Consider the following 25,707-nt stretch of genomic DNA (forward strand, 5'->3'; position numbering starts at 1 on the left):
TGCGTGCGGTGGTGTCCATTCGCATGCGTCTGATTGCCTAAGGCGAAATTAACCACACTTGGCAATCGAAGCTTTTTGGCTCTCTCCTAGGTTCGCTTCGGGACGCAATGAATCCCTACGGGGTTGGCAGGAAATTGAAGCGTATGAACCGGGTGCGTAAGACGAAACTCAGGTTGATCGGTGCGATGGCACTGAGTTCGACAGTGATGATGGGCACGGCGGCAGTGGCTGCTAGCACGGCCAGCGCGTTTCTTCTCTATACGGCGTCAATCAAGCTGAAAGGCCTCAATCTGGTGAAATGGGCCGATGTTCTCTCGGTTCTGACCCTTGCGTCACTCCCGTCGACGTCCTCGGGTACCAAGCCGTCGGGCTCTTCCACGACGACGATTTCCACACCGGGTTCCGCGACCACTGTTGGAAGCGGGTCGGCAGCGACTGGCGTGCCGGCCATGAAGCTCGGATTGAACCTGACCGCTCCCACCACATGGATGGGAAACAGGTCTTTCCTGAACCTTCTAAGCGGTTGGCGTCTCAGCAATGCGCAGGGCGGATGGTCTGACATGCCCGAGGACCGTCTGGACGCCAACAAACGGCTCATCGATCTGCGACCGGGTGAATCGGGCATTCGCCAAATGGCTCTGCCTACGCGCAGCCTGTGGGGTGAGAGTGTCGATATCATCTGTCGGTGGCAGGGTACGGGAAGCGTCGGTGTCGGCGGTACGCCTGCAAAGAATTCCCGAGTATCGGGAAAAACTTTGACATTCACATTCGTGCCTCAGGGCGGAGCTTCAGCCTGGCTTCGTATCGCAAGTACAAGCCCGTCGGATCCTGTTCGGAACGCAGACTGTCGTGAAGTCGACGCCGATCCGAATGCGACGTTCGACCCGACTTATCTTGCCGAGGTGAAGCGCTACGGCGTCCTGCGGTTCATGAAATGGTCCTACGGGGGCGTCGAGGGCAATCTTCCCGTGCGTTGGGAGACCCGAGCAAAGCAGGGCGACGAAATCGTTGCCGGTCCGGACGGCGTGGCGCTGGAATATATGATCCAGTTGGCCAATGAATTAAAGGCCGATCCTTGGTTCTGCGTTCCCTGGAATGCCGACGACGAGTATGTGCGCAAGTTCGCGGAACTCGTGCGCACACGGTTGGACCCGTCTCTCAAAGCCTATGTTGAGGTATCCAACGAGGTCTGGAATTACGTTTATCCCGTGACGACGCAGGCTTTGAAAGAAGGTAAGGCGGCCGGTCTCTCCTCGAACGACCATATGGCGATGCTGTCTCGTTATTCGCAGAAGACTGGACAAGTGATGGACATCTGGTCCTCCGTTTTTGCCGGCCAGATGCAACGGATCGTTCGTGTTGCGGCAGTTCAGACGGGCGCCTGGAATGCGGACTTTGTTCTAAGTTTCGGCGACACTGCAAAGAAGGTGGATGCTGTTGCCATCGCGCCTTATTTTGCAGCGAACCTGTCTGCGAATGCGCTTGATACCTCGGCAGGTGTCGATGCTGCCTTTGCCGGTCTGGCCAATGATGTGAACGACCGCATCGCCGAATCCAAGAAGGTCAAGGACGTTGCTACCAAATTCGGTTTGCGAACGATCACTTATGAGGCGGGCCAGCACGTGCTGGGATCGGCGCCGCTGGACAAAATGATCGCCCTGCAACGGGACGCGCGCATGACCAAGCTCTACACGACCTATCTCACCAAATGGCGTGACGAGGTCGGAGACCTCATGGTGATGTTCGCGGATTATGGAGGCGGCAGCCAATGGGGGAGCTGGGGCCAGCGGGATTATGTGGGTCAGCCTTTGAGTGAGGCGAATAAGGAAAGAGCCGTAGAGCTGTTCCGCCAGTCCTACATCACACGCTGATCAGGATAGATTGGATGGGACGGGTCGCGCTGAGCGCGGCCCGTTCTTTTGTCTGACGGATTAACTTTACCGGTCAACTTGCGGGATCGCGGCCTCAACGAGAACGCGGCCCTCTCTGCGTGGGTCATAGCCGCCGTCAACCACGCCATTGCGGATGATGACGGCGTGAACACCGCTGTCTTCGCCTTGTCCGGGTCGCAGGTCGATGCCGCGGGCCTTCAGGCCTGCCAGCGTCTCCGGCGAGAACTTGCTCACTTCACCCTGAAAGGCAGAGCCGCGCGCGATGAGGTTGGGGAGGGCGAGGGCTTCCTGCATGGGGAGACCCCAATCCACTGCAGCGACCAGCGACTTGCCGACATAAGCGAGAATGGCGTTGCCGCCAGCTGAACCGATGGCGCCTGCGAAGTGGCCCGCGCGATCAACCATCACCAGCGGGATCATCGAGGAGCGCGGGCGCTTGCCGGGTGCGACGGCGTTGGCTGCCGGCCTTCCGTCCGCATCCTGCGGCGTGAAGGAAAAATCGGTCAGCTGATTATTGAGAAAGAAGCCATCGACCATGCGGCCTGTGCCGAAGATGGATTCGACGGTCGTCGTGATCGACACGACATTGCCGCGCGCGTCGCCCACGATGAAATGGGAGGTGCCGCCAGGCTCATGGGTGTCGTCGATGCCGGCGATCTGCGCGCCGGGCGGCACGCCGGCCGAGGGTGGCGGTCCCGCGGTAGCGCCGATCAGCTTTGCCCGGCTGTCGACATAGGCGCTATCGAGGAGCCCGGCGACGGGAACGGCAGTGAACGCCGGATCGCCGACATAACGGTCGCGATCGGCGTACATCAGCCGGCTTGCCTCGGCGAACAGGAACCATGCCTGCGGGTCGGCTGGCCCGCGCTTGTCGATGTCGGTGCGTTCCAACAGGGAGAGCAATTGCAGGAAGGCGACGCCGCTGGATGGCGGCGGCGGTACGCAGACGACATAGACCCGGTACGGATGGCACACGGCCTCACGCTTGATCGGACGGTAGGCCGCCAGATCAGCCAGTGTCATGCTGCTGCTTAGCGGCCCGGCGGCAACGCGCGTCACGATCCGTTGCGCGGTATCGCCGGCATAGAGCGCGGATGGCCCTTGCGCAGCGAGCCGTTGCAGAAATTCGGCATAAGCGGGATTGGCGAGCTGATCGCCGGCCTTCTTGATCGATCCGTCCGGGGCAGAAAAATAACGCCGCGCATCGGCCACCTGCATCTGGGGAAAATTCCCTTCCAGGAACTTGGCCAGGCGCGGCGTGATGGTGAAGCCGGTGCGTGCCGTCCGCTCCGCATCGCCGAAGAGAGATTTCCAAGGCAGGCTGCCATGCTCGTCATGAGCCAGGGCCAGCATCCGCACCGCACCCGGCACGCCGGTTGCCCGGCCGCTCACCAGCGCGTCGCGGAAGGGGATGGGCTTGCCATCGGCACCGAGGAACATGTCCGGCGTGGCACCGGCGGGCGCGGTTTCCCGGCCGTCATAGACGACCACCTTGCCTGTGCCGCCATCGAAGAAGGTCATGAATGCGCCGCCGCCCATGCCCGAGCTCTGGGGTTCGACAAGCGAGAGCATCGCCTGCACGGCAATGGCCGCATCGACAGCGCTGCCGCCCTGGCGCAGGATCTTCATGCCGGCTTCCGCTGCCAGCGGGTTGGACGCCACGACGAAATTCTGGGCTACCGGCGAAGCAGGACGCGGCGCTGTGCTCGAGCGGGGCGGCGCAGTCGTCGCACAGGCCGTCAGGGCTAGCGCGGAAAGGAAGCCGATGGCGGCACGGAAATGGAACATATGGCAAGCCCGCTTGGTTGTAATCGATGACGCTGCGCTGCAGTCGCGGCACAGTGGGGCGCGCACGATCCCGAAGCAAGGGGATGATGTGCGTATCTTGCCGGCGCTGCCGCCCATGCACGATCGGGCGCGCGGGCAGGGTGGCCCTCGCGCAACGGCGCGCTATATGGGATGTAAAGGCGCTCGCTGTCGGAGCAGCCGGTTCAAGGAGAGCGTTGCTTGCAGGCCCTCGAATATTTTCCAAGCCTGACCGCCATGTTTTTCACGCGCGCCATGGAGCGCGGCGAGCGGCCGTTCCTGTGGGCCAAGCAGGGCGAGCAATGGCAGCCGATCAGCTGGATGGAGACCGCCCGCCGGGTTGCTTCAATGGCAAAGGCGCTCAAGGCGCTGGGCGTCGCGCCGGGCGACCGGGTGATGCTGGTCTGTGAGAACCGACCGGAATTCTGCATTGCCGATTTGGCGATCATGGCGGCGGGCGCCATCACCGTGCCCACCTACACCACCAACACCACGCGCGATCATGAGCACATCATCGGCAATAGCGGCGCGCGGGCGGTGATCTTCTCGACCGCGAAAATCGGCGCTGCCCTGCTGCCCGCCGTTATGCGCTCGCGGATCGAATTCGCGATCAGCATCGAGCCGATCAAGTCGATGCAGAACTCGGCTGTGCAGATCTGCGACTGGGCGACGCTCATCGCCGAGCATCCGGCCGATCCTGTCGCCTGCGCCGCCGAGCAGACGGCCACGCGCGATGATATCGCCTGCCTGATCTACACCAGCGGAACCGGCGGGGCGCCGCGCGGGGTGATCCAGCATCACGGTGCGATCCTTTGCAATGTGGAGGGCTGTGTCGACATCATTGCCGGTGATTTCGGCTGGGACGACGAGGTGTTCCTCTCGTTCCTGCCGATCAGCCATGCCTATGAGCATTCGGGCGGGCAGTTCCTGCCGATCGGGTTGGGCGGGCAGATCTATTATGCCGAGAGCCTGGAAAAGCTGGCCAGCAATATTGCCGAAACCCGACCGACCATCATGGTGGTCGTGCCGCGCTTGTTCGAGCTGCTGAAAACCCGCGTCACAAAGGCGGTGGAGAAGCAGGGCAAGGTGCCCGCGCTGCTGCTGGAGCAGACGCTGCGGCTGGGCGCCAAGCGGGCGGAAAGGAGCGGCACGCTGCCCCTGTGGGACAAGCCACTCGAGGCCGTGCTCAACCGGACGATCAATCCTAAAATCCAGGCCCGGTTCGGCGGCAGGATGAAGGCGCTCGTTTCCGGCGGTGCGCCGCTCAATCCGGAGGTGGGCACCTTTTTCCAGTCGTTCGGCCTCACCTTGCTGCAAGGCTATGGCCAGACGGAGTCAGGACCGGTGGTGAGCTGCAATCGCCCCTCGGTAGGGCTGCGGATGGACACGGTGGGGCCGCCGCTCAAGCATGTCGAGGTGCGCATTGCCGAGGATGGCGAAATCCTCGTGCGCGGCGAGCTGGTGATGAAGGGCTATTGGAACAACCCGGCGGAAACCGCGCGGGCGATCCAGGATGGCTGGCTGCACACCGGCGATATCGGGCGGTTCGATGAGGCCGGGCGGTTGATGATCACGGACCGCAAGAAGGACCTGATCGTCAATGACAAGGGCGACAATGTCGCACCGGCAAAGCTGGAGGGCATGCTGACCCTGCAGCCGGAAATCGGGCAGGTGATGGTGCATGGCGACCGGCGCCCGCACATCGTGGCGCTGATTGTGCCCGATCCGGACTGGCTCAAGACATGGGCACAAGCGCAGGGCAAGCAAGCCGATCTTGCAGCGCTGCGTGAGGACCCGGTGCTGCACGGGGCGATCAGGGCCGCGGTCGATCGCGTCAATATCGATCTGTCCGTGATCGAGAAGGTGCGGCGCTTTGCGTTGGCGGACGAGCCGTTCACGATCGACAACGAGATGCTGACGCCCAAGCAATCAATCCGCCGCCACGTGATCCGCGCACGCTATCAGGCGCGGCTGGACGCGCTTTACAAGGCGTGACGGCTGCCCGGCGTGTTACTTGCCGGGCGTGCGGTAGGGAATGAAATCGCCCAGCGCACAGCTGCCGGTCATCGCGCCCGAGGGCAGGTTCACCACGCGGGCGATGTCGCCCCGGCAATACTGCGATGAACTCATGCGGTTCATCACCAGCGTGTCGCCGCGCGAGATGCCGGTGCAGCTCCCCTGCAGGCGGTTGAGATAGAGCTGATCCTTGCTGACCACATAGACCAGCGTGTTATCGCCGATGGACCGCAGGCGGCTGCTGTCGAACGAGGTGACGCAGGAGACGGGCTCGCCCGCCGTCTTGCCCTCCAGCAGGCGCTCCAGCTCCTGCGTTTCGCGTTCGCTGAGCCTTGGTTCGGGAGTAGGGCCCGCAGTCGCGCAGGCGGCCAGCGGCAGGACCGCCAATGAGAGACACAATCTGTTCATCATCTCCGCTCCTCTCGCGTCCGTCTGTCTCGCGAAACTAGCAGATTTCCGGCTGTCTCGCATCTTATATGACGGATACGAATGTGCGGGCCCTTGGTTGCGGAAGCAGGGAAGGAGCGGCGTGGCCTCTATTGCCTAGCCCCTGTCCTTGGCCGCGCGCCGGCCGGCCAGTTCCTCCACGCTTTGGGCGCGCATGAAGGGGTTGGTGGCGCGTTCCAGCGCGATCGTTGTGGGAACGGTGGCCTCGTGGCGCGCACGGGCAGCTTCGACCTGCGCGAGGCGATCCGCGATGGCCGCATTCTGCGGTTCTGCCTGAAGGGCGAACTTGCCGTTGGAGAGCGTATATTCGTGCGCGCAATAGACCTGGGTGTCGTCGGGCAGGGCCTCGAAGCGTCGCATATTGGCGTACATCTGCGCAGGCGTGCCCTCGAAGAGCCGGCCGCAGCCCATGGCGAACATCGTATCCCCCACGAAGATCATGGCGTCGTCGGCAAAGTGATAGGCGATGTGGCCGGCGGTGTGTGCGGGCACCTCCATCACCACCGCTTCGTGATCGCCCAGCCGTACCCGGTCGCCTTCGCGGGCCGGGAGATCGACATTGGGGATTTTCGCGAGTTCGGCGGCGGGCGCCGTGACGGTGGCGCCGGTCGCCGCCACGATGCCCGCATTCCCGCCGATATGATCGCCATGCCAGTGCGTGTTCCAGATCTGGGTGATGGACCAGCTGCGCGCCTGCGCAGCGGCCAGCACCGGCTCGGCCACTGAGGGGTCGACGACCAGCGTCTCCCCGCTCGGCTTGTCATGAACCAGCCAGACATAATTGTCCGACAGAACCGGAACGCGAAGGATTTCGAGCGCGCTCACCATTCACCCGTGTTCGGCATCGACGCCCAAGGTTCGGCCGGCTCGAGATGGCCATCCTGCAGCAGCTCGATGGAAATGCCATCGGGCGTGCGCACGAATGCCATATGGCCGTCCCGGGGCGGACGGTTGATGGTCACGCCATTGTCCATGAGGCGCTGGCAGGTCTCGTAGATATTCTCGACCCGGTAAGCCAAGTGGCCGAAATTGCGCCCGCCACCATAGCTTTCGCCGGCGCTGCCGTCTTCCGGCGGCCAGTTGTAGGTCAGTTCCACCTGCGCATCCTCATCGCCCGGTGCGGCGACGAAGACGAGCGTGAAGCGGCCCTTGTCATTATCGAAGCGACGGACTTCCTTGAGGCCGAGCAACTCGAAGAAACGCAAGGTTGCGTCGATGTCCGTCACGCGGATCATGGTGTGGAGATATTTCGGCATGGTGCAGCTCTTTCCTTTGGTCCCGCGTCAGCAACGGTTCAGCACAAGAGTGAGATTGGTCACCTCTCAAATAGGCGTCTCGCGGTCGCGGGAAAAGAGAGGAATGCGCACAATGGTTTGGCTGCAGGACATGAATAGGGTCGCTTTGGCAGGTGCTGTGGTGCTTGCGGGCGGCATGATCACCGGTGGCTACCTGCTTGGGGATGGCCTGCGGCGTGCCCACACAGCTGACCGATCCGTGACGGTGCGGGGCCTTGCCGAGCGCAATGTGACCGCCGATCTTGCGACCTGGACCATCGCCTATGCCGCGACCGGCACCGACCTTGCCAGCGTGCGGGCCGATATCGAGGGCAATACGGCCGAACTGCGGGGCTACTTCAAGAGCCTCGGCTTCCCGGACAATGCGCTGACCGCGACCGGTGCCGGGGTCAATCAGTTCATCAACAATGGCGTGCCTAACATCACGATCACCCAGCGGATGCAGTTGCGCACGACCGACATCGAGCGGGCGCAAAAGGCGGTAGCCAATCAGTTCGATCTCGTGCGGCGCGGCGTGACGCTGCAGGAAGGATCGGCGATGAGCTACAGCTTCACCAAGCTCAACGATATCAAGCCCCAGATGGTCGCCGCCGCGACCAGGGATGCGCGCTCCTCTGCCGAACAGTTCGCCAAGGATAGCGGCACCGGCGTGGGCGGCATCAAGAGCGCGACGCAGGGCTATTTCTCGATTGAGCCGCGTGATGGCGAGACGTCCGGCGGTTATGGCGCGGCCGACACGCCGTTCAAGAAGGTCCGGGTCGTGACGACGGTGGACTTCTACCTCGATTGAGGTCGGCCGCACGCACGCTTCATCGCCCGGTTTCGGCCCCTGTCGTAGCAGCGGCGGGGGCCGGATCGCCGTTCAGCTGGGCGAGATAATCGGTGGCCTGTCGGGCAATATCGCTATCGCGCGCAGCCAGTTCCTTGCTGCGGCTGAAGGCAGCGCGGGCGCCGGCGTCATTGCCTGAGAGCGCCAGAATGATGCCCTGTTCCAGCGCAATGGCGGCATCGTTGCGGGCGCGGCTGGCGGCTTCCTCGATATGCAGGCGAGCCAAGGGCAGGTCGTCCATGCGCCGGGCCAGCGTGGCCGAGAGGAGCCATGCGAGCGGATCGGCGGCGCCCAGCACGATCGCCTGATCGAGGTCGGTACGGGCGCCGGGCAGATCGTTGGCACCCACGCGGGCGCGTGCGCGATCCAGATAGATTTCTCCGGTCGCGAGCGTCTTGGGCAGGGGGCGCAAGAGCGCCGCGTCCAGCGCCCGCAGCGCGCGCGGCGTTTCGCCCGCGATCAGCGCGGCATTGCCGGCCTGCGACCATAATCGCGCCTGCGTTACCGCGTCGAGGCCCTTGAAGGCCGCGCCATCCTCGAAAGCCTTTGCCGCGTCGCTCCAGCGCCCGGCCTGCCCGAGCGCATAGCCCCGGCACTGCGCGGCATAAGCGCCGCCATCGGCCTTTGCCCAGGCGTCCGCAGCGGCAATGCCCTCGGAGGGGTTTGCGTTGGCGCGCTCCAGACAGGTGGCGAGGCGGGGCGCAATGGCGGGCGGGACGACGGCGGCCAGTTCCGTGCTGTCATTACCGGCGCGTTCCGTGGGCACCTGCTCGATCCAGGGGCGCTGCTCTCGCTGCTCGGCCTCGGCGCGGCGCATCTCGTCTCGTCGCCGCAGCAGGGCCTCGATTTCGGGATCATGCTGGGGCACGCTCGCCTGAGCGAGTTGGGCGAGGGAAAGCGCGGCGGCAACGAGCATAGGCAGGGTCAGGACTCCACGAGGCGCGCGACAGTCGCGATCAGCAGGGCAATGTCCTGCGGGCGCGAGAGGCGATGATCGCCATCCTTGACGAGCAGCGTCTGCACATCGGCTGAACGAACCTGCTGGGCGATCCGCACAGCGATCTCCCACGGGACGTCGGTATCGGCCTGGCCCTGCAGCAGCCGCACCGGGCCATCGATCGCGATCTCTCCATCGAGCAGCCCCAGCGCCTCACCCGACTCCCAGAAGGCGCGTGTGGTGACATAGGGCTGATCGCCATAAGGGGTGGGCTCGACTAACTTGCCCTCGCGCTGCAGGGTTGCTTTTTGCGCGGCATCAAAGCCCCAATCGGTAAAATCCGGCGCGGCGGCGATGCCGACGAGGCCGGTAACGCGCGCGCCCAAATCGCGGGCGAGCAGCAGGGCCAGCCAGCCGCCCATGGATGAGCCGACGAGGATGATCGGCCCGGCGGGGACGCAATGATCGATCACGACGCGGGCATCGTCGCGCCAGCTGGCGAGCGTGCCGTCCTCGAACCGGCCTGCACTTTCGCCGCAGCCGGCATAATCCAGACGGAGCATGGCGCGGCCTTGGGCGGCGGCCCAGTCATCCAGCGCAAGCGCCTTGCTGCCCATCATGTCCGACATGTAGCCGGGGAGGAAGACGATCGTCGGCCCTGTGCCGGGCCGGTGGCGGTAGGCGAGGCGCAGGCCCGCGGCGATAGGCAGGAAGGCGGGCGGTGCGCTGGTGGTGTCGTCAGTCATGACCCTGCCCTTATCAGAAAGGGAAGCGGCTGGCAGGTGCGACGTCCTTGTCATCCTTGCAGGCATTCACGATGGCGCGCCATTCTGCCGGGGTCAGTGCGGCCTCATAGCGGTGGCCCTTGCGCGCCGAGGCCTCGAACGCCTTGCGCCGTTCGGTAGAGATGGGGTGCGACGCCATGAGATTGGCGGCGCGCTCGATCTGCTCCTCGCCGTCGCCTCCCCCGAGGCGCTTGAAGAAAGCGGCGGTGGGCAGGGGCGATATGTCGGCCTTCTGCAAGGCGCGGATGGAGTAGCTGTCCGCCGCCCGCTCGGCATCGCGACCATAACTCAGGGACAGCAGGCCGTTGGCGGTGTTGCCGAGGTCACCGCCGAACCCGCCCAGCACGATGCTGAGGCCAAACTGGCGGATCAGCGCTGTCATCGTGTCGCGGTTGCGGACATGGCCGATCTCATGGGCGAGGATGCCAGCCACTTCATCGGGCGACTGGGCATCCTGAATGAGTTGGTCGAACAGCAGGATGTGGCCGCCGGGCAGGGCGACCGCATTGACCATCTTCACATTGGCAATGCCGATGCGGCGAATGGGCACATCCTCGCCGAGCTTGCGCTGGAGCTTGTCGAGCGCGGCGCGGCTTTGGGGCGTCTGGCACAGGCGACCGCCGAAATCGCCGATCATGGCATCGCCGAGCCGTTGCTCCCAGCTGAGCGGAACATGCGGCGCGATCCAGTCGGGCGCGCGGAGGACGGCGTAGACGACGCCCGCCGCGATCACGGCGAAGAGCGCCAGCGCCCGCCACAGACCGACCCGGTCGATCCAGCGGCCATAACGTGCGGGGAGGGGCAGGTAGATCGCGAAGTCCTGCGGTGGCGCGCCGGTGAAGCCGAGCCGCCAGCCATGCTGCCCGCGTAGGCCATAAATGGAGCGCCCGCCGCTGCCATCGACCGGCACCAGATCGCCCCAGCGGTGCGGGCCGCTTTTGTTCAGACCCCAGCGGAGCGTGAACGTCTCCGCTGTCCATTCCAGAACCGGATGATGGCGCGTTGCGCTGGTGCCATCATAATGCCAGATGGTCTCGTCCGGGCCGGCCTGGGTCATGCGCGCGCTATGGAGCTAGATGGCGCCGATGTCGAACGCATCGGCAAGGCCCTCGCCCTGACCCGGCGCATTCGTGCTCGACTGGGTGAGAGAGGAGAGGCTGATCTCGCCGCTGGCATCGAGATGGACGATGAAGAACTTCCAGTGCCGATAGGAGAGGAAGACGAGGCCGACGCCGAGCGTCAGCACCACCAGCGCGATGTCGCCGAGGATGAGCTTGAACCAGTCCTTGGTGCGGGCCGAGAAGTGGAAATCGAGTGTCGAAAGTGACAGGCTGCTCACGGCCACGCGGAAGAATTTGGCGTAATAGGCCAGCGCAAAAAAGCCGATGATCGTATAGATCAGCAGCACCATCAGGATCATCGCGAGCACGAAGGCGAGGCCGGGTTGGGCCTGCGTCTCGGGATCGAAACCGCCACGCATCGCAGCGCCGCCACCTGCAAAGATGAGTACGGCCATGACGGCAAAGATGATGAACGGCAGCAGGTAGAACAGCAGGAATCGGCGGAAGATCTGGCCAGGCATTGCCGCCGCGCGGAAGGGATGGGGGCCAAAGCTCATCGCGTTCCAGCGGTCGTTCCACAGCGAGGTCATCGACCAGGGAATGAGCAGGCCGATCACCATCCACGCGACGATGTTGCGCCAGACGTAGGACCAGCCATAGGCCCAACCTTTGTCATTGCTGCCGCCGCGAATGCCGTGCCACCAGGTGCGGCTGAGGCGATAGCGCAGCATCCGCATGCGCGCGACGCCGGCGAGATAGAAGATCACCACGAACGACGCGAGGCCCAGCGCGCCGGCGAGCGGTGCCTGTCCACGCAACACCATCGCCTGCATGCCGAAGTTGAGAAACAGGAAAGGAATGCCGAAAAGCACCAGCACGATGAGGAAGCCGATGAGCAGTTCAACGCCGGTGCCGGTCCATTCCAGCCGCTCGTCGATGAAACGGGTGCGGCTCCACAGATAACGGCGCGTCCGCGTCGTCGCCCAGAAGCGATAGACACCAAGAGTCACGATGGTCAGCAGCAGATTGGTGAAGGCAATCGGGGCGTATTCCCGCCAGCTTCCTTCAAAACCGAATGCACGGTCGGTCTGGTCGTTCATTGGCAATGGTCCCCCGGCTATTGCGCGGGCGACCAGACACCGGATGCGGCTGAGCTGTCAAGTGCCTGAGAAAAAAGGGCGGGGCGCGGAGAGGGGCGCCCCGCCCCGCACTCACAGGGCGAGGGAAACCGTGAGGCGTATGTCGCGCCCGGCGAGCGGGGCGTAATCCTTGAGCAGGCTGGCGTGGCGCCGCGCCTCGACATCGAAGATGTTATTGGCTTGCAGGGAGAAGGAAACCTGCTGGTTCGCGATGGCGGGCTTCCAGGTCAGCCCGGCGTTGACGAAGGTGTAGGCCGGCGTGACAGTCTCGCGCGCGCTTACCCGATCCTGCTTGAAGGCATGCTCAATCTCGCCGCGCACAGACCATTCGCCGGCATCGAGCGTGGCACCGCCAAGCAGCCGCATCGGCGGGATGCGCGGGACCGGCTCGCCGCTGTCGAGCGTTGCGCGCGTGAAATCGGCCAGACCATCCAGACGCAGCTCGGTGCGACCGAATGTCGCTGCCGTCCAATCCGCCTGGATCTCCGCGCCATAATATTCCGCGCCGGATTGCAGATAGGCAAAGCAGGGGAATTCGAGCGAGGTCGCGCCGCTGGCCGCCAGACAGGCGCTGTCATCGACGATGGAATCGTAAATGAACCGGTCGAACTTGTTGTAGAAGCCCGAGACGGTGAGGTGGAAGTCCTGGCCCCGCCCGTGCAGGGTGCCCTCGACGCCCCAGCCGCGCTCGGTGCCGAAGTTCGGATTGCCAAGCTCAAAAGCCTGCGTGCCGGCATGGTTGCCGCGCGCGAAGAGTTCATCCGCCGTGGGCGCCCGCTCGACCCGGGAGAGGTTGACGCCGACCCGCCAGTCAGTCGCGATGGCATAGCTGGCGCCGAGCGATCCCGACACCGTGTCGAAGTTGCGGCGATAGTCCGGCGAGCCAAGGTCGCTGTCCTGCGCCGCCTCGATGCGGTTGTGCTCGAAGCGCGCGCCGGCCTCCAGCCGCACCTTGCCAAGATCGAGCGCCTGCAGGGTGAACAGGCCCCAGGTCTCGCTGTCGATCGCCGGCAGAAACTTCTCCTCGCCTTCGATGTGGCTCTTGCGCAGCAGCATCTGGCCACCGATCGCACCTTCCCATCCGCCACGCCGCGCCTGCACGAGATCGAGCCGAGTTTCGAGGCCTTGCGTGAAGAAGCGGGTGTGAATGTCCTGCCCGTCGAGCGACATTTCGGCATGTTCGTAATCGGCCCAGCCGGCGCGCAAGCGGATCTGGTCGAGCAATCCGCCACCCACATTTACTTGCGCGCGCAGATCGGCACGGGTCTGCTTCATCTGGATTTTGACTTCCTCGGCGCCGTGCTCGTGCTCGCCTTCTTCGCCCTCGATCGCGCCTTCGTCCTCATGATCCTCGTGCGTCACGTAGCGGATCGGCAGGCCATAGGTGAATTGCGAGCGGCCGACCGAGAAGCCGAGGGACCCGCCGGAATCGATGTAGTTGAGGCCGCCGGTGTAGCTCCAGCCTTCGATGGCCGAATTGGGGATGCGCCCGCGCAGCCCGGCAAGGTCGCGAATGTCGGCTTCGTCGCTTTCCAGCGCTTCGGCGCGGGGCTCGGCGCCCAACACATAGCCGCCGCTGCGCAGATCGCCGGTTTCGATCCAGCTGCCATCGGCATGAAAGACGAAGCCGCCGCCTAGTGCAATGTCGGTCTTGCCGGCGAGCGATTTCTCGCGGGCGGCGCTGCCGAAGGTACCGGTGGCGGCCAGATCGAAGCCGCCTTCGGGCAGATGCGTGGGAATGCGCGTGTCGATGACATTGACGACGCCGCCGACCGCGGAAGAGCCATAGAGCAATGCCGCAGGGCCGTGCAGCACCTCGATCCGGTCGGCGAGCAGCGGATTGATTGCGACGGCATGGTCCACCGAGGTGGCGGACGCGTCGAAGCTGCCGATCCCATCGGTGAGCAGGCGGATGCGGTCGCCGGAGAAGCCGCGCAGGATCGGGCGGGAGGCGCCGGGGCCGAAGGACGTGGAAGAAACGCCCGGCTGCCGGGCCAGCGTTTCGCCCAGGCTCGGGCGGATGTCGCGGGCCAGTTCCTCGCCGGTGAGGACGGATGTGCCACCAAGCACATCGATATGCGAGCGCGGGATGATCGCGGTGACGACGATGTTTTCCGGCCGATCGTCATGGCCATGCGCTTCGCCGGTATCCGGCGGCGGCTGGCGCTGCGCCAGAGCAGGGGCTGCGAACAGCGCGGCGCTGGAGAGAAGGGCGGAGAGGGCGGCGGTATGCGCGAGGCGCGGACGGAAATTGCTTTTCATATGATATAACGTAACGAGTGGAAAAATGCTGCGCAAGCGAAATATCGTTCGGCGTTCGCTTCGTGCAAATTTTGACGCGGCAGCAGGGCGGGGCGCATCAGGCGCGCGGAAGGCGTGGCATCCGAGGGGAACCGGCGTCGCTCCCGACCGAGCGGACGCTCTTATCGCGTGCGGCTGGACCCGCCGCCTGCCGACTGAGCGGACGCAGCAGCGCTTGAGGCATTGCTTGCTGCCATTTCCGTCGGCTCCGTCTTCGCAGGCTCAGGAAGGCCGGCGCGCAGGCGCTTGAGTTCGGCAAGGCGGCCCTTGAAGGCGCGCAGTTCGGCGCCCGCCAGTTGGGCCGTCTCAGTGAACTTCACGCTCGCGGGATTGATCGTGCGGCCATTGCGGTAGATTTCGTAGTGCAGGTGCGGCCCGGTGGAGAGGCCCGTCGAGCCGACATAGCCGATGACCTGCCCGCGCTTGACGCGCTGGCCGGCGGCGACGGCGATGCGACTCATATGGCCGTAGCCAGACCCAAGACTGCCACCATGCTCGATCTTGACGTACTTGCCGTGGCCGCCGTGCCAGCCGGAATAGGTCACCCGGCCGTCGCTCACCGCATAAATGGGTGTGCCGGTGCTGGCGGCGAAGTCGAGGCCGGCGTGCATCCGGCTATAGCCGAGGATCGGATGTCTGCGCATCCCATAGCCGGAACTCTGCCGTCCGCTTACCGGACGGGCGAGAACGCCGCGCCGCTCACCCACGCCGGATGCCTCGAACCACTGCGCGCGGCCGGCCTGCGTCCAGCGCAGCAGGTTGATGTCCTTGCCGCGCTGCCGCTGCAGCCCTGCGAACAGCAGCTCTCCGGTCTCGCTTTCACCGGTCGCGGCGCGGCGATGGGCGACGATGATATCGAACGTATCGCCAGCCCGCAGGCCGTTGCCGACATTGACCTGCGCCGACAGCACCTTGAGATAGGCCTGGATCGTCGACGGATCGGCGCCGGCTGCGCGGGCGGAGCGGTAGAGGCTGTCACCCACCTGGCCGCGAATGCGCAGCGGCGTGTTGTCCACGATGATGGGAATGCGGCGCAGCGTCAGCGCGCCATCCTGCCGGGTGATCTCCAGCGCCAGCTCGAGCTTCGCGCGGAGGGACAGATGATCCAGCGGGCGTGCGACATTGCGATTGGCGCGCCGGCCGAGCACGATGCGCACGCGGGTGCCGGGCGCGATCGTAGCAGGATCGACGGCCTGCCGGATCAGCGCCATCGCCGCGCTGGCGTCATTGCTGCTGATGCCGGCGCGGGAGAGGGTGTGGGCGAAGCTGTCGCCAGTGCCGACGGCGGCATCCAGTTCGATCTGCGGGCGCTCGGGCGTCTCGCGCAGCGGCGCGACCAGATCGGTCGGCCCCATGCGCTTGCCTGTATCGCCCCCGAGCGCCGAGGCGCTGATCATCTGCGAGCGATACTGGTCCAGCTGCTCGGTCGACAGCGGAGCGGGTTGTGCGCCGGGGACGGTCAGGACGCCGGGCGCGGACATGACCATGATGCCGCACAGCGAAAAGCACGTAATGAAGCCGCGCCACCAGGTCCGGCTGCCGATGTTCTGGCCAAGATCGGGCGCGAGATCGACGCGATGCGCCCAGTCCTGAACCCGCTCGCGCCAGTCGCCAGAACGGAGCGGTGCGAGCACCTTCGCCGGGCTGTTGAGCCAAAGCGTACCGGTGCCGGCGCCCTGCGTGGGGCTAAGCTCGATCTTCTGAAACACGAATTGATGCGCCCCTGACGGCTTCTGCCACGCTGTCGCGACTGCCAAACGTCGTGCTTTGTTTGTAAAGGCAGGGGGTTAAAGTCAAATAAAGACACAATATCGGCCCATAGCTTGCGGCGAGTTGTGCGCAATCGTCGGCTGATTGCGGAACCATCCCTAATTCATGCGCCGTCTGGATTGAGCCTTGCCGTGAGGCACGCCGCGCTCCATGTGTCAGCCAATCATGTCGAGCTACGAGCCTGCAGCTCTCAAGGCGGTCCTGGGACCGACCAACACGGGCAAGACCCATCTGGCGATTGAGCGGATGTGCGGCCATTCGAGCGGGCTCATGGGGTTTCCGCTCCGTTTGCTTGCGCGTGAGGTTTACGAGCGCGTGGTGCGAATCAAGGGCGCCGACCAAGTCGCGCTGCTGACCGGCGAGGAGCGAATCGCGCCGCCCGGCGCCCGTTATGTGCTGGCGACTGCCGAGGCGATGCCGGTTCGCGGCGGCTTCGGCGCCTTCTCCGATTTCGCGTTCGTGGCGGTGGATGAGATCCAGCTCGCCGCTGACCCTGAGCGCGGCCACATCTTCACCGACCGGATGCTGAACGCTCGTGGGCGCGAGGAGACGATGCTGCTCGGCTCTGCGAGCATGGCGCCCTTGGTGCGCACGCTGCTGCCCAAGGCGGAAATCGTGACGCGGCCGCGCTTCTCCACCCTGCGCTACAGCGGGCCGCAAAAACTCTCCCGCCTGCCGCGCCGCTGCGCCGTCGTCGCTTTCTCCGTCGAGGAGGTGTACCGCGTCGCTGAAATGCTGCGCCGGCATCGCGGGGGCGCGGCGATCGTGATGGGGGCGCTCAGCCCTGCGACGCGCAATGCGCAGGTCGCGATGTTCGAGGCCGGAGAGGTCGATTATCTGGTCGCCACCGATGCCATCGGCATGGGGCTCAATCTTAACGTCGATCACGTCGCCTTCGCGTCGCTCCGCAAGTTCGACGGGCGGCGGACACGCCGCCTGACCGTGTCTGAAATGGCGCAGATTGCCGGGCGCGCCGGGCGTCACCAGCGGGACGGGACATTCGGCGATGTCGGCGCGGCGGATGGCGAGCCGGCTTTTTCCGCCGAGGAGGTGGAGCGGATCGAGGAGCATCGCTTCGACCCCATCGAGCAGATTTTTTGGCGGGAAGCGGACCTGCCGATGGATGACATCGACACGCTGATCGAGGCGCTGCTGGATCGTCCGGAGCGCGCGGGCTTGCGCGCGGCGCCCGAAGCGATCGACCTGGCGGTGCTGCAATATCTCGCCGACCTGCCAGACGTGCGCGCACGGGTGCGGGGCCGGGGGCAGGTCGCACGGCTCTGGGCTGCATGCTCCGTGCCAGATTTCCAGAAGCTCGGCATCGAGCATCATGCGCGGACCATCCACCGCCTGTGGACGTGGCTGAGCCAAGGCAACGGCCATATCCCGCAGGATTGGTTCGCGGCGCAACTTGCCCGGCTGGACAATGTGCAGGGCGATGTCGACGCGCTGGCGGGGCGGATCGGCGCCGTGCGAATCTGGGCCTATGTCGCGCAGCGGGACGATTGGCTGGCGCAACCGGTCGAGATGGCCGCACGCGCACGGGTGCTGGAAGAGCGGCTTTCCGACGCATTGCACGGCGCGTTACGGCAGCGTTTCGTTGATCGGCGCGCCTCCGCCTTGCTTCGGCGGGGCGGTGATGCCAAGGCGTTTTTGTCAGTGGACGTCGACGGCGCAGGCAATGTAACAGTCGATGGTCACAGGATCGGCACGATGCGGGGCTTCCGCTTCATCGTCGATCCGCTGGCGAGAGCGAATGAGAAGCGGCTGCTGCTGGCCGCTGCCGAACGGAGACTGGGTGCGCATTTGAACGAGATGGCTCAGGCATTGCTGGCGGTGGACGATAAAGCGTTCACTCTCGCCAGCCCTCCCGGCGGTGATGCGCAGATCATCTGGAACGGGCACCCGGTCGCGACATTGAAGGCAGGGCAGCGTCTGCTCGCGCCTGAAATGACGCTGGATGCGGGGCTCTCCAGCCTTGTGCCGGAAATTCAGCAGGGCGTGCGCGATCGGCTGGCGCTCTGGCTCAAGAATCAATTCGAGCGCCACTTTCCGGCGCTGCTGAAGATGGAGGCCGGCTCCACGGAGGCCGAACTGCCCGCGACCGTGCGCGCGGTGCTCGCGCAACTGGCGGACGCGGGCGGCATCGTGCCGCGCAACACGCTGGATGAAGCGCTCGGGCAGGTCGCCAAGGAAGACCGCACCCATTTGCGCAAGGCCGGGGTCGTGATCGGCGTCATGGATTTGTATCATCCCGGCCTGATGAAGCCGGCGGCGGCGCAATGGCGCATGGTGCTGCTCTCGCTCAAGGCCGGCAAACCGCTGGTGGCGCTGCCCGCGCCGGGCGCGGTGCTGCTGCAGAGCGGTGGCGGCGAAGAACGCAAGGCGAGTGCGCCGAGCGAGCCGGTGGAAGCCAGCGACGTCGCAGCACCGGTTGAGGCCGAAGTCGAAGTGACCGCGGAGGCTACGGTGACCGTTGAGGCTCCCGCGTCCGAAACGCCGGCAGTTGCTGAGGCGCCCGCACCTGCCAAGGTCGCCAAGCCTGTCGTGCCGATCGACGAGATTGGCGCGCGTATTGCCGGGTTCCGCAAGCTGGGCGAGGCCTGGCTGCGCATCGATATGGCCGAACGGCTTGCACGCGGGGCGCATGAGGCGATTGCGGCCGGCAAGCCCTATGGCGCTGATGATCCAACGATCGTCTCCATTGGCCTCAATGAAGCGAGCTTCCTGGAGCTGATGCGGCAGGCGGGTTTCCGCCCGGTGCCCGATGCGGCGGAAGGCGCGCCCAACTGGCAGTTCCGTGGCCGGCCCAAGCCGCGTCCGAAATTCGAGGGTCCGCGCAATCGCGGCGGCAATCGTCGTCCGGCCCAGCAGGGGCGGCAGGACCAGGATGGCCAGTCCCAAGCGGCCGGCGATGGCCCGCGCAACCGCCCGGATCGGCGCGGCAAGGCGGCTGAGGGTGGCCTGCGGCGTGAACGGGACAAGCGCCCGGATCGCGACAATCGTCCTGATCGCGGCCCACGGCCGGATCGTGGTCCCCGACCGGACCGTGACGGCGGTGGTCGGGAGCGGCCGATCGTGGCCACGGGCAAGGCCTTGGCCGGCCTTGGCGCCCTGTTCGGCCGAGAGGACTGACTTTCTGGCAAGGCAGCGGGATGAGGGCGCATCGACCGGTCATGGACCGAGTTTGCGCCTCGACAAATTCCTCTGGTTCGTGCGCCTGTCCCCCAGTCGTTCTAGCGCGCAGGTGCTCGCGGAGCGGGGCATCGTGCGCATCAATGGCCGCCGGATCGAGCGGGCGCATGCGCCGGTGCGTGTGGGTGACCTGCTCACCTTGCCGCAGGGCAATGTCATTCGCGTGATCCGCGTGGAACATCTGCCGGAGCGGCGCGGACCGGCCCCAGAGGCCCAGCTTTGCTACAGCGCGATTACGCCCGGTGCCGACCCGGATACGACGGTGATGCCCCGATAAAGTTAAGCTACGCGCAATCCTTGCCCTTGCCTGTTGACCCTGTGGCGGTGCGCGCATATCGCGATCAGCGAAAACCAAGCTAGGAAAGCCAGCCATGACCTATGTCGTGACCGACGCGTGCATTCGCTGCAAATATATGGACTGCGTGGAAGTATGCCCGGTGGATTGCTTCTACGAAGGCGAGAACATGCTCGTCATCAATCCCAACGAGTGCATCGACTGCGGCGTGTGCGAGCCGGAATGCCCGGCTGAGGCGATCCTGCCCGATACCGAGAGCGGTCTTGAGCAGTGGCTTGAGGTGAACACCAAATATTCCGCCGAGTGGCCGAATATCACGACCAAGCGCGAACCCCCCGCGGATGCCGAAGAGCATAAGGGTGAGGACGGCAAGTTCGACAAATATTTCTCGCCCGAGCCGGGCGAAGGCGGCTGAGCCTTACGCACAACTGACTGTATTCGCCTGCAATTGCGGGCGGATGTGGTCCCTCGCGATGCCGACCTATTGGCTCGCGAAGGACTAAGGGCGGGTTCGGAGCGAGCCCGCTACGGTTGGGCCAGATGAACTCTCCAGACCAGCGCGACACGCCATCCATAGTGTGTCGGCGTGCGATATGCCGCAAAATATCAGATTACCTCCGGTTAGGCTGGTAATTTTGTTGCGAATCTGTTAAACCCGTCGGGAAGTGACACCCCTCGTCACTCAGGAGTATTCGCGCATGGCCTGTGGCTGGCACCTGCACATCTGCATTCTCGCAAATCTGCATTCTCAACGTGCCGCGTAACTCAGCCAAGAATACAAACAGATAGAAGAAAGGTTCGCAAGAATGGCTGCAAAAGCGCTGTCTTTTGATGTCGGCGACTATGTTGTCTATCCGAAGCACGGCGTCGGCCGGGTGATCGAGCTGCAAAGCCAGAAGATCGCCGGGATCGACCTCGAGCTTTATGTGCTGCGTTTCGAGAAGGAGCGGATGACCCTCCGCGTCCCGACGAACAAGGCCGAAAGCGTGGGGATGCGCAAGCTCTCCTCGGACAAGACACTGGGCGAGGCACTCGAAACCCTCAAGGGCAAGCCGAAGGTGAAGCGGACGATGTGGTCGCGCCGCGCACAGGAATATGAAGCGAAGATCAATTCCGGTGATCTGGTGTCGATCGCGGAAGTGACGCGCGACCTGTTCCGGGCGGATGATCAGCCCGAGCAGAGCTATTCCGAGCGTCAGATCTTCGAAGCCGCCTCGAGCCGTCTGGCGCGTGAACTCGCGGCGATGGAAGAGGTGGACGAGGCGACGGCTCTCAAGAAGATCCTCCAGATCCTCAACGAGGCTGCCCCGAAATATGCCAAGGAACGCGTCGAGTAATCGAGGCTTCTTCCTTAGAGACCAAGAGACGGCGCCCCTTGTGGGCGCCGTTTTTTGTTGGGGCGCGTCCACGGCAGGGGCATCGTCCATAGCCACCTCGTCAGGATGGGGCCTCGTGTTGGCGACTTGGGGCGGCACATCTGCTATGCTCGCGCTCATGAACAGCTTCGGGGGATGACCGTCATGACATCAGGTGCCGCGCGCCGGACGATCCGGCTGTTGATGCTCGGGGCTGCCGCTGGCGGACTGTCAGCGGCCCATGCAGCGAACCGCACCTATATCGTGACCGACTTTGATAGCATCCGTGTCGAGGGACCATTGGAAGTCTCCCTTGAAACCGGGCGCGGGGCGTCCGCGCGGGGCGAGGGAGATCGTGCCACGCTGGATGCCCTGCAACTGACGGTGTCCGCGCGCACGCTGACGGTGCGCCTCCGCGCGCCCGTGGCCGGCGCTTCAGGGGCGCGGAGCGACCGGGGCACGGCGCGGCTCGCTCTCACAGTGCCGAGCTTGCGCCGCGTGCAACTTGTGGGCTCCGGTTTGCTGCGCGTGAAGGGCCTCAACAAGGCAGCTGCCGATGTAAACCTCGTGGGCAGCGGTCGCATCGAGGTGAGGGGGATCGAGATCGACGATCTCAAGCTCGTGCAGGGCGGTGCGGGCAGCACGCTCCTGTCCGGGCGAGCGCGCAAGGTGCAGATCGGTCTCTCCGGCAGCGGCACGCTCGATGCGAGCGACCTGCGGGTCGTGGACCTTGACCTCGCGGTGGATGGCGCCGCGACGGCCGAAACCTTTGCCGAGCGAACCGCCAAAGTGATGCTGGTGGGAACCGGCAGCGCGGTGGTGGAGGGGCGCCCTGCCTGTACCGTGCGCCAGGTCGGGAGTGGTCTGGTGCGCTGCGGACGCCCTGCGCCTTGAGGTAAAAGAAAGGGCGCCGGAAACCCGACGCCCTGTCCTTATGCAATTCTGGCGGTCAGGTTGATCAGGCGAACTGAACCTTCGCGGCGCGGCGGCGCATCAGCATGCCTGCCAGGCCGAGACCGGCGACCATCAGTGCCCAGGTGGCGGGCTCCGGCACGGGAGCCGGGACCGGCGCTGCGCCCGTCTTGTAGATGGTCGCGTTCGAGCCGCTGGCGAACTGGAGATTGAGCAGGTCGATGCCGTCGGTGCCCGCATCGAACTTGTAGAATGCGGTGATGTTGTTGGCGAGCGGCTGACCCTTGCCCGACGGATTGGGAATGTTGCCGAAGTGCACGCCGATATAGGTCGTGCCGTACATCATCGTGTCGAAGTTGAGGGTGGTGGTCGAGATCCAGGGCGAACCGGAGACCTTCTCCACGGCGCTGGAAAAGGCGTTGGGGAGCGTCAGACCGAGCAGGGCCAGTGCGGACGTCTGATCTCCCGTGGTGGCCTGACTGGCCAGATTACCATTGTAGAAGCCGACGCAGCTGAAGCTCGAACTCGCGGTGAGGCCAATGTCCGATGCGGAGCAGCTTGCGGCAGAGCTGACAAGCGCAGCCTGAGCCGGCTGAACGGCAAAAGCAGCACAGGTCACCAGCGATGCGATGAGGATCTTACGCATGTATCGAACTTCCCGACTGAGCGTTCTCGGCTCGTTTCCTTTGGCAGGCCTGCCTTCGTTCCAACGGAGGCTTCCTGATGACCGAGCATGTAGAGCCCGCGGCAAAAAGGGGCGAGGTCGTTAAGGATAGTTTCCTGGCCCTTCCGGGCGCTGTCCGACATTGGCACTGTTTTGCAGCAAGGATTAACGCGCGTGGAAAAGCGGGATGATCGTTTGCAAGGCGCTGCCGCCCGCCGCCGCTAGATCCGATCCGCCTGCACCACGGCGTCCACGGCCCGCAACGCCGAGAGAATTCGGGCGACGTGGCTCGCATCTTCCACCTCAAGATCGATGAGATCGGTGTGGAACGGGCCTTCGCGGTTCACCAGTTGCAGGTTGAGGATATTGGCCTTGTTGACCGCGAAGATGTTGGCAACCGTCGCCAGAGCGCCGGGCTGGTTCTTCAGGATGACCGAAAGGCGCGCCGTGCCGCCCTTGGCTTCGCTGTCCCAGCTGAGGTCCACCCAGTCGGCATCCTGACCGGTCTCCAGCACGAGGCAATCGATGGTATGCACCTCGATCGGTTCGCCCGGCCGCCGCAGGCCGACGATGCGGTCGCCCGGAACGGGATGACAGCATTCTGATAGGGTGAAGGCGATGCCGGGCGTCAGGCCGATGATCGAAACGGCCTGCGCCTGCTTCTTGCGCCGCCGGGCCGCGCCGGGTGCGTCCTCCGCACTGCCGGGCACCAGGGCGTTCATCACCTCCTCGTCCGAGATGCGGTTGGTGGCGATGGCGATCATCAGCGCGGCCTTGTCTTCCAGCTTGAGCCGCTTGATCGCCGCTTTCTCCGCCTTGTCGCCAATCTCCACCGGCAGGCGCAGCACGATTTCCTCGTAGAGCTTCTCGCCCAGTGCGATCGTCTCGGTGCGCTGCTTCTGGCGGATGAACCGGCGGATCGCTGCGCGCGCCTTGCCGGTGATTGCGAAGCTGAGCCAGCCGGGCTGCGGCTCCTGCGCATCGGATTTGAGGATCTCGACCTGGTCGCCATTCTCAAGCTGCGTGCGCAGCGGCATGACGCGCCCATTGATCTTCGCGCCGACGGTCTGGTTGCCGAGCGTGGTGTGGACGGCATAGGCAAAATCGACCGGCGTCGATCCCTTGGGGAGCTGTTGCAGCTCTCCCTTGGGGGTGAAGGCGAAGATCCGATCCTGATACATCGCCATGCGGGTGTGCTCGAGCAACTCCTCGGCATCATGGCTCTGCTCGAGGATTTCCACGAGATCACGCAGCCAGCCGGCTTGCCCGTCAGGTCGCGCGCCGGACTGCTTGTAGGCCCAGTGGGCGGCAAGGCCGAACTCGCTATCCTGATGCATCCGCTCCGAGCGAATCTGTACCTCGATGCGGGCATTCTCCTCGTGGATCACGGTGGTATGCAGCGACTGATAGCCGTTGCGCTTGGGCGTCGAGATGTAATCCTTGAACCGCCCGGGCACCATCTTGAAGCGCTGGTGGATGAGGCCCAGGGCGCGATAGCAATCGTCCGTGCTGTCGGTGACGACCCGGAACGCCATGATGTCCGTCAGCTGCTCGAAACTGATGTGGCGCTCCTGCGTCTTTCGCCAGATCGAGTAGGGATGCTTTTCCCGGCCGGAGACCGTGACGTGCATGCCCGCTGAGGTGAGCATATTTTGCAGCTGCGTGGAGATGCGGGCAACCTTGCTCTCGCCGCCTTCCTTGAGCAGGGCAAGGCGCTTGGTGACGCTATCATAAGCATCGGGCTCAAGCTGCTGAAAGGCAAGGAGCTGCATCTCGCGCATGAACTCGTACATGCCAATGCGCTCGGCGAGCGGCGCGTAGATATCCATCGTCTCGCGGGCGATGCGGCGGCGCTTTTCCTCGTTCTTGATGAAGTGCAGCGTGCGCATATTGTGCAGCCGGTCGGCCAGCTTGACGAGCAGCACGCGAATATCGTCCGACATGGCGAGCAGAAACTTGCGTAGATTCTCGGCGGCCCGCTGGCTCTCGCTCTGCGCCTCGATCTTGCTGAGCTTGGTCACGCCATCGACCAGCCGGGCGACGTCCTGCCCGAACAGGCGCTCAATCTCCGCCGTGGTGGTGAGCGTATCCTCGATCGTATCGTGCAGCAGGGCGGTGACGATGGTCTTATCGTCCAGGAACAGATCGGTCAGAATGCCTGCCACTTCAATCGGATGACTGAAATAGGGATCGCCACTGGCGCGTTTTTGCGTGCCATGCTTGGCGACCGAAAACACATAGGCGCGGTTGATCAGGGCCTCATCGGCATCCGGGTCATAGCCTTTGACCCTCTCGACCAGTTCATATTGACGCAACATCGTCGCGCAACATGGTGGGCGGACCCCGTGCAGCGCAACAAAAAACTCGCGCTGCAGCGGTCCGCAGGCGGGAAGTTGTCCCCTCAACGCCACGCTCCGCCCGATCCGTGCGACGAAGGCACAGTCGAGCGCACTCGCCATTTGGCGCGGCGCGCCGAATGCGCTAGCGTCGCTGGCCATGGCTGAACGCAAGGGTCTTGATGCATTTGAGGGCTGCGCCCTGCCGGCCGCGCTCGAAACGATGGGCGAGCGGTGGTCGTTCATGATCCTGCGCGCCTGCTTCAGCGGCATCGTTTATTTCGAGGATTTCCAATGTGCGCTCGGCATCGCCCGCAACATCTTGTCCAATCGGTTGGGTAAGCTGGTTACGAGGGGCATCCTCACCCGTGAGCCGGTCGCCAATGACAAGCGCCGTGTCGCTTACGGCCTTACCGAGAAAGGCAAAGCCTTGATGCCGGTGATGATTGCGCTGCGCCAGTGGGGAGAGCGCTGGGAGCCAGTGCAGCCCGCACGGCGTATTCTGGCGGACAGCCGCGACCGGCAGCCGGTCCGCGAGGTGCGCTTGCAGGCAGCCGATGGCCGGCTGCTCGACTATCAGGATCTGTGCTGGATCGAGGCGCCGGCCGCGGCCGACGAGGAGCCGGACTGCACAGCCGCGCCCCTGCGCGCGATGGGCGCCGCGCGTTGAGC

21 protein-coding genes are annotated in these 25,707 nt (G+C 64.6%); 9 read left to right on the forward strand and 12 right to left on the reverse strand.

The genetic code is table 11. The features are described 5' to 3' along the window. Positions 1 to 143: 143 nt before the first annotated feature. On the forward strand, positions 144 to 1,871 hold the full coding sequence (locus M2335_RS05225) for a hypothetical protein (RefSeq protein ID WP_264594004.1): 1,728 nt from the start codon (positions 144 to 146) through the stop codon (positions 1,869 to 1,871). Positions 1,872 to 1,937: 66 nt separating this feature from the next. On the opposite strand, the gene ggt is transcribed toward M2335_RS05225, so the two are convergent. Then, on the reverse strand, positions 1,938 to 3,680 hold the full coding sequence (gene ggt, locus M2335_RS05230; RefSeq protein ID WP_264594005.1) for a gamma-glutamyltransferase: 1,743 nt from the start codon (positions 3,678 to 3,680) through the stop codon (positions 1,938 to 1,940). Positions 3,681 to 3,899: 219 nt separating this feature from the next. On the opposite strand from ggt, the gene M2335_RS05235 reads away from it, so the two are divergent. Beyond that, entirely contained in the window at positions 3,900 to 5,693 is a 1,794-nt protein-coding gene (locus tag M2335_RS05235; protein WP_264594006.1) for an AMP-dependent synthetase/ligase, read from the forward strand. Between the two features lie 15 nt (positions 5,694 to 5,708). Here M2335_RS05235 and M2335_RS05240 read toward each other — a convergent pair whose 3' ends face one another. The 3 genes from M2335_RS05240 to M2335_RS05250 all read right to left on the reverse strand — a co-directional run bounded on the left by M2335_RS05240 (position 5,709) and on the right by M2335_RS05250 (position 7,417). Continuing rightward, positions 5,709 to 6,122, reverse strand: coding sequence for a DUF6491 family protein (locus M2335_RS05240; RefSeq protein WP_264594007.1), 414 nt, complete (start codon positions 6,120 to 6,122; stop codon positions 5,709 to 5,711). Positions 6,123 to 6,257: 135 nt separating this feature from the next. After that, on the reverse strand, positions 6,258 to 6,989 hold the full coding sequence (gene gloB / locus M2335_RS05245) for a hydroxyacylglutathione hydrolase (protein WP_264594008.1): 732 nt from the start codon (positions 6,987 to 6,989) through the stop codon (positions 6,258 to 6,260). Beyond that, complete coding sequence (locus M2335_RS05250) at positions 6,983 to 7,417, reverse strand: VOC family protein (RefSeq protein WP_264575161.1); 435 nt, start codon at positions 7,415 to 7,417, stop codon at positions 6,983 to 6,985. Before M2335_RS05250 ends, gloB begins: the two co-directional genes overlap by 7 nt. A gap of 112 nt (positions 7,418 to 7,529) precedes the next feature. Between M2335_RS05250 and M2335_RS05255 the strand changes: the two genes are divergently transcribed. Further along, positions 7,530 to 8,246 carry an SIMPL domain-containing protein gene (locus M2335_RS05255; RefSeq protein ID WP_264595361.1) on the forward strand — a complete coding sequence of 239 codons (717 nt, stop codon included), beginning with the start codon at positions 7,530 to 7,532 and terminating at the stop codon, positions 8,244 to 8,246. A 19-nt stretch (positions 8,247 to 8,265) separates the two neighbouring features. On the opposite strand, the gene M2335_RS05260 is transcribed toward M2335_RS05255, so the two are convergent. The 6 genes from M2335_RS05260 to M2335_RS05285 all read right to left on the reverse strand — a co-directional run bounded on the left by M2335_RS05260 (position 8,266) and on the right by M2335_RS05285 (position 16,217). Then, positions 8,266 to 9,201 (reverse strand): hypothetical protein, encoded by a 936-nt coding sequence (locus M2335_RS05260; RefSeq protein WP_264594009.1) that lies wholly within the window; start codon positions 9,199 to 9,201, stop codon positions 8,266 to 8,268. A gap of 8 nt (positions 9,202 to 9,209) precedes the next feature. Further along, positions 9,210 to 9,968: an alpha/beta fold hydrolase gene (locus M2335_RS05265; protein ID WP_264594010.1), complete on the reverse strand. Its 759-nt coding sequence runs from the start codon at positions 9,966 to 9,968 to the stop codon at positions 9,210 to 9,212. A gap of 13 nt (positions 9,969 to 9,981) precedes the next feature. Further along, positions 9,982 to 11,064: a M48 family metallopeptidase gene (locus tag M2335_RS05270; protein WP_264594011.1), complete on the reverse strand. Its 1,083-nt coding sequence runs from the start codon at positions 11,062 to 11,064 to the stop codon at positions 9,982 to 9,984. Positions 11,065 to 11,079: 15 nt separating this feature from the next. Continuing rightward, a complete protein-coding gene (locus M2335_RS05275) occupies positions 11,080 to 12,168 on the reverse strand; it encodes a YjgN family protein (RefSeq protein ID WP_264594012.1) in 1,089 nt (362 codons plus the stop codon). A gap of 111 nt (positions 12,169 to 12,279) precedes the next feature. Then, positions 12,280 to 14,469 (reverse strand): TonB-dependent receptor, encoded by a 2,190-nt coding sequence (locus M2335_RS05280; protein ID WP_264594013.1) that lies wholly within the window; start codon positions 14,467 to 14,469, stop codon positions 12,280 to 12,282. Positions 14,470 to 14,630: 161 nt separating this feature from the next. Next, positions 14,631 to 16,217 carry a M23 family metallopeptidase gene (locus tag M2335_RS05285; RefSeq protein ID WP_264594014.1) on the reverse strand — a complete coding sequence of 529 codons (1,587 nt, stop codon included), beginning with the start codon at positions 16,215 to 16,217 and terminating at the stop codon, positions 14,631 to 14,633. 226 nt (positions 16,218 to 16,443) lie between these two features. Between M2335_RS05285 and M2335_RS05290 the strand changes: the two genes are divergently transcribed. From M2335_RS05290 to M2335_RS05310, 5 genes are all read left to right on the forward strand, one after another. Then, entirely contained in the window at positions 16,444 to 19,413 is a 2,970-nt protein-coding gene (locus M2335_RS05290; RefSeq protein ID WP_264594015.1) for a helicase-related protein, read from the forward strand. 52 nt (positions 19,414 to 19,465) lie between these two features. After that, positions 19,466 to 19,750 carry an RNA-binding S4 domain-containing protein gene (locus tag M2335_RS05295; protein WP_264594016.1) on the forward strand — a complete coding sequence of 95 codons (285 nt, stop codon included), beginning with the start codon at positions 19,466 to 19,468 and terminating at the stop codon, positions 19,748 to 19,750. A gap of 94 nt (positions 19,751 to 19,844) precedes the next feature. After that, positions 19,845 to 20,183 (forward strand): ferredoxin FdxA, encoded by a 339-nt coding sequence (gene fdxA / locus M2335_RS05300; protein WP_181560401.1) that lies wholly within the window; start codon positions 19,845 to 19,847, stop codon positions 20,181 to 20,183. 391 nt (positions 20,184 to 20,574) lie between these two features. Then, positions 20,575 to 21,105, forward strand: a complete 531-nt coding sequence (locus M2335_RS05305; RefSeq protein WP_181560400.1) for a CarD family transcriptional regulator — start codon at positions 20,575 to 20,577, stop codon at positions 21,103 to 21,105. A 183-nt stretch (positions 21,106 to 21,288) separates the two neighbouring features. Continuing rightward, a complete protein-coding gene (locus M2335_RS05310) occupies positions 21,289 to 22,017 on the forward strand; it encodes a DUF2807 domain-containing protein (protein ID WP_264594017.1) in 729 nt (242 codons plus the stop codon). Between the two features lie 64 nt (positions 22,018 to 22,081). On the opposite strand, the gene M2335_RS05315 is transcribed toward M2335_RS05310, so the two are convergent. Next, positions 22,082 to 22,681 (reverse strand): PEPxxWA-CTERM sorting domain-containing protein, encoded by a 600-nt coding sequence (locus tag M2335_RS05315; protein WP_264573413.1) that lies wholly within the window; start codon positions 22,679 to 22,681, stop codon positions 22,082 to 22,084. A gap of 239 nt (positions 22,682 to 22,920) precedes the next feature. Then, a complete protein-coding gene (locus tag M2335_RS05320; RefSeq protein WP_181560397.1) occupies positions 22,921 to 25,017 on the reverse strand; it encodes a RelA/SpoT family protein in 2,097 nt (698 codons plus the stop codon). A 178-nt stretch (positions 25,018 to 25,195) separates the two neighbouring features. Here M2335_RS05320 and M2335_RS05325 point away from each other — a divergent pair, with 178 nt between their 5' ends. Then, positions 25,196 to 25,705, forward strand: a complete 510-nt coding sequence (locus M2335_RS05325) for a winged helix-turn-helix transcriptional regulator (protein ID WP_264573411.1) — start codon at positions 25,196 to 25,198, stop codon at positions 25,703 to 25,705. Positions 25,706 to 25,707: the final 2 nt, after the last annotated feature.

The sequence above is a fragment of the Sphingobium sp. B12D2B genome (genome assembly GCF_025961775.1).
Taxonomy (GTDB): Bacteria; Pseudomonadota; Alphaproteobacteria; order Sphingomonadales; family Sphingomonadaceae; genus Sphingobium.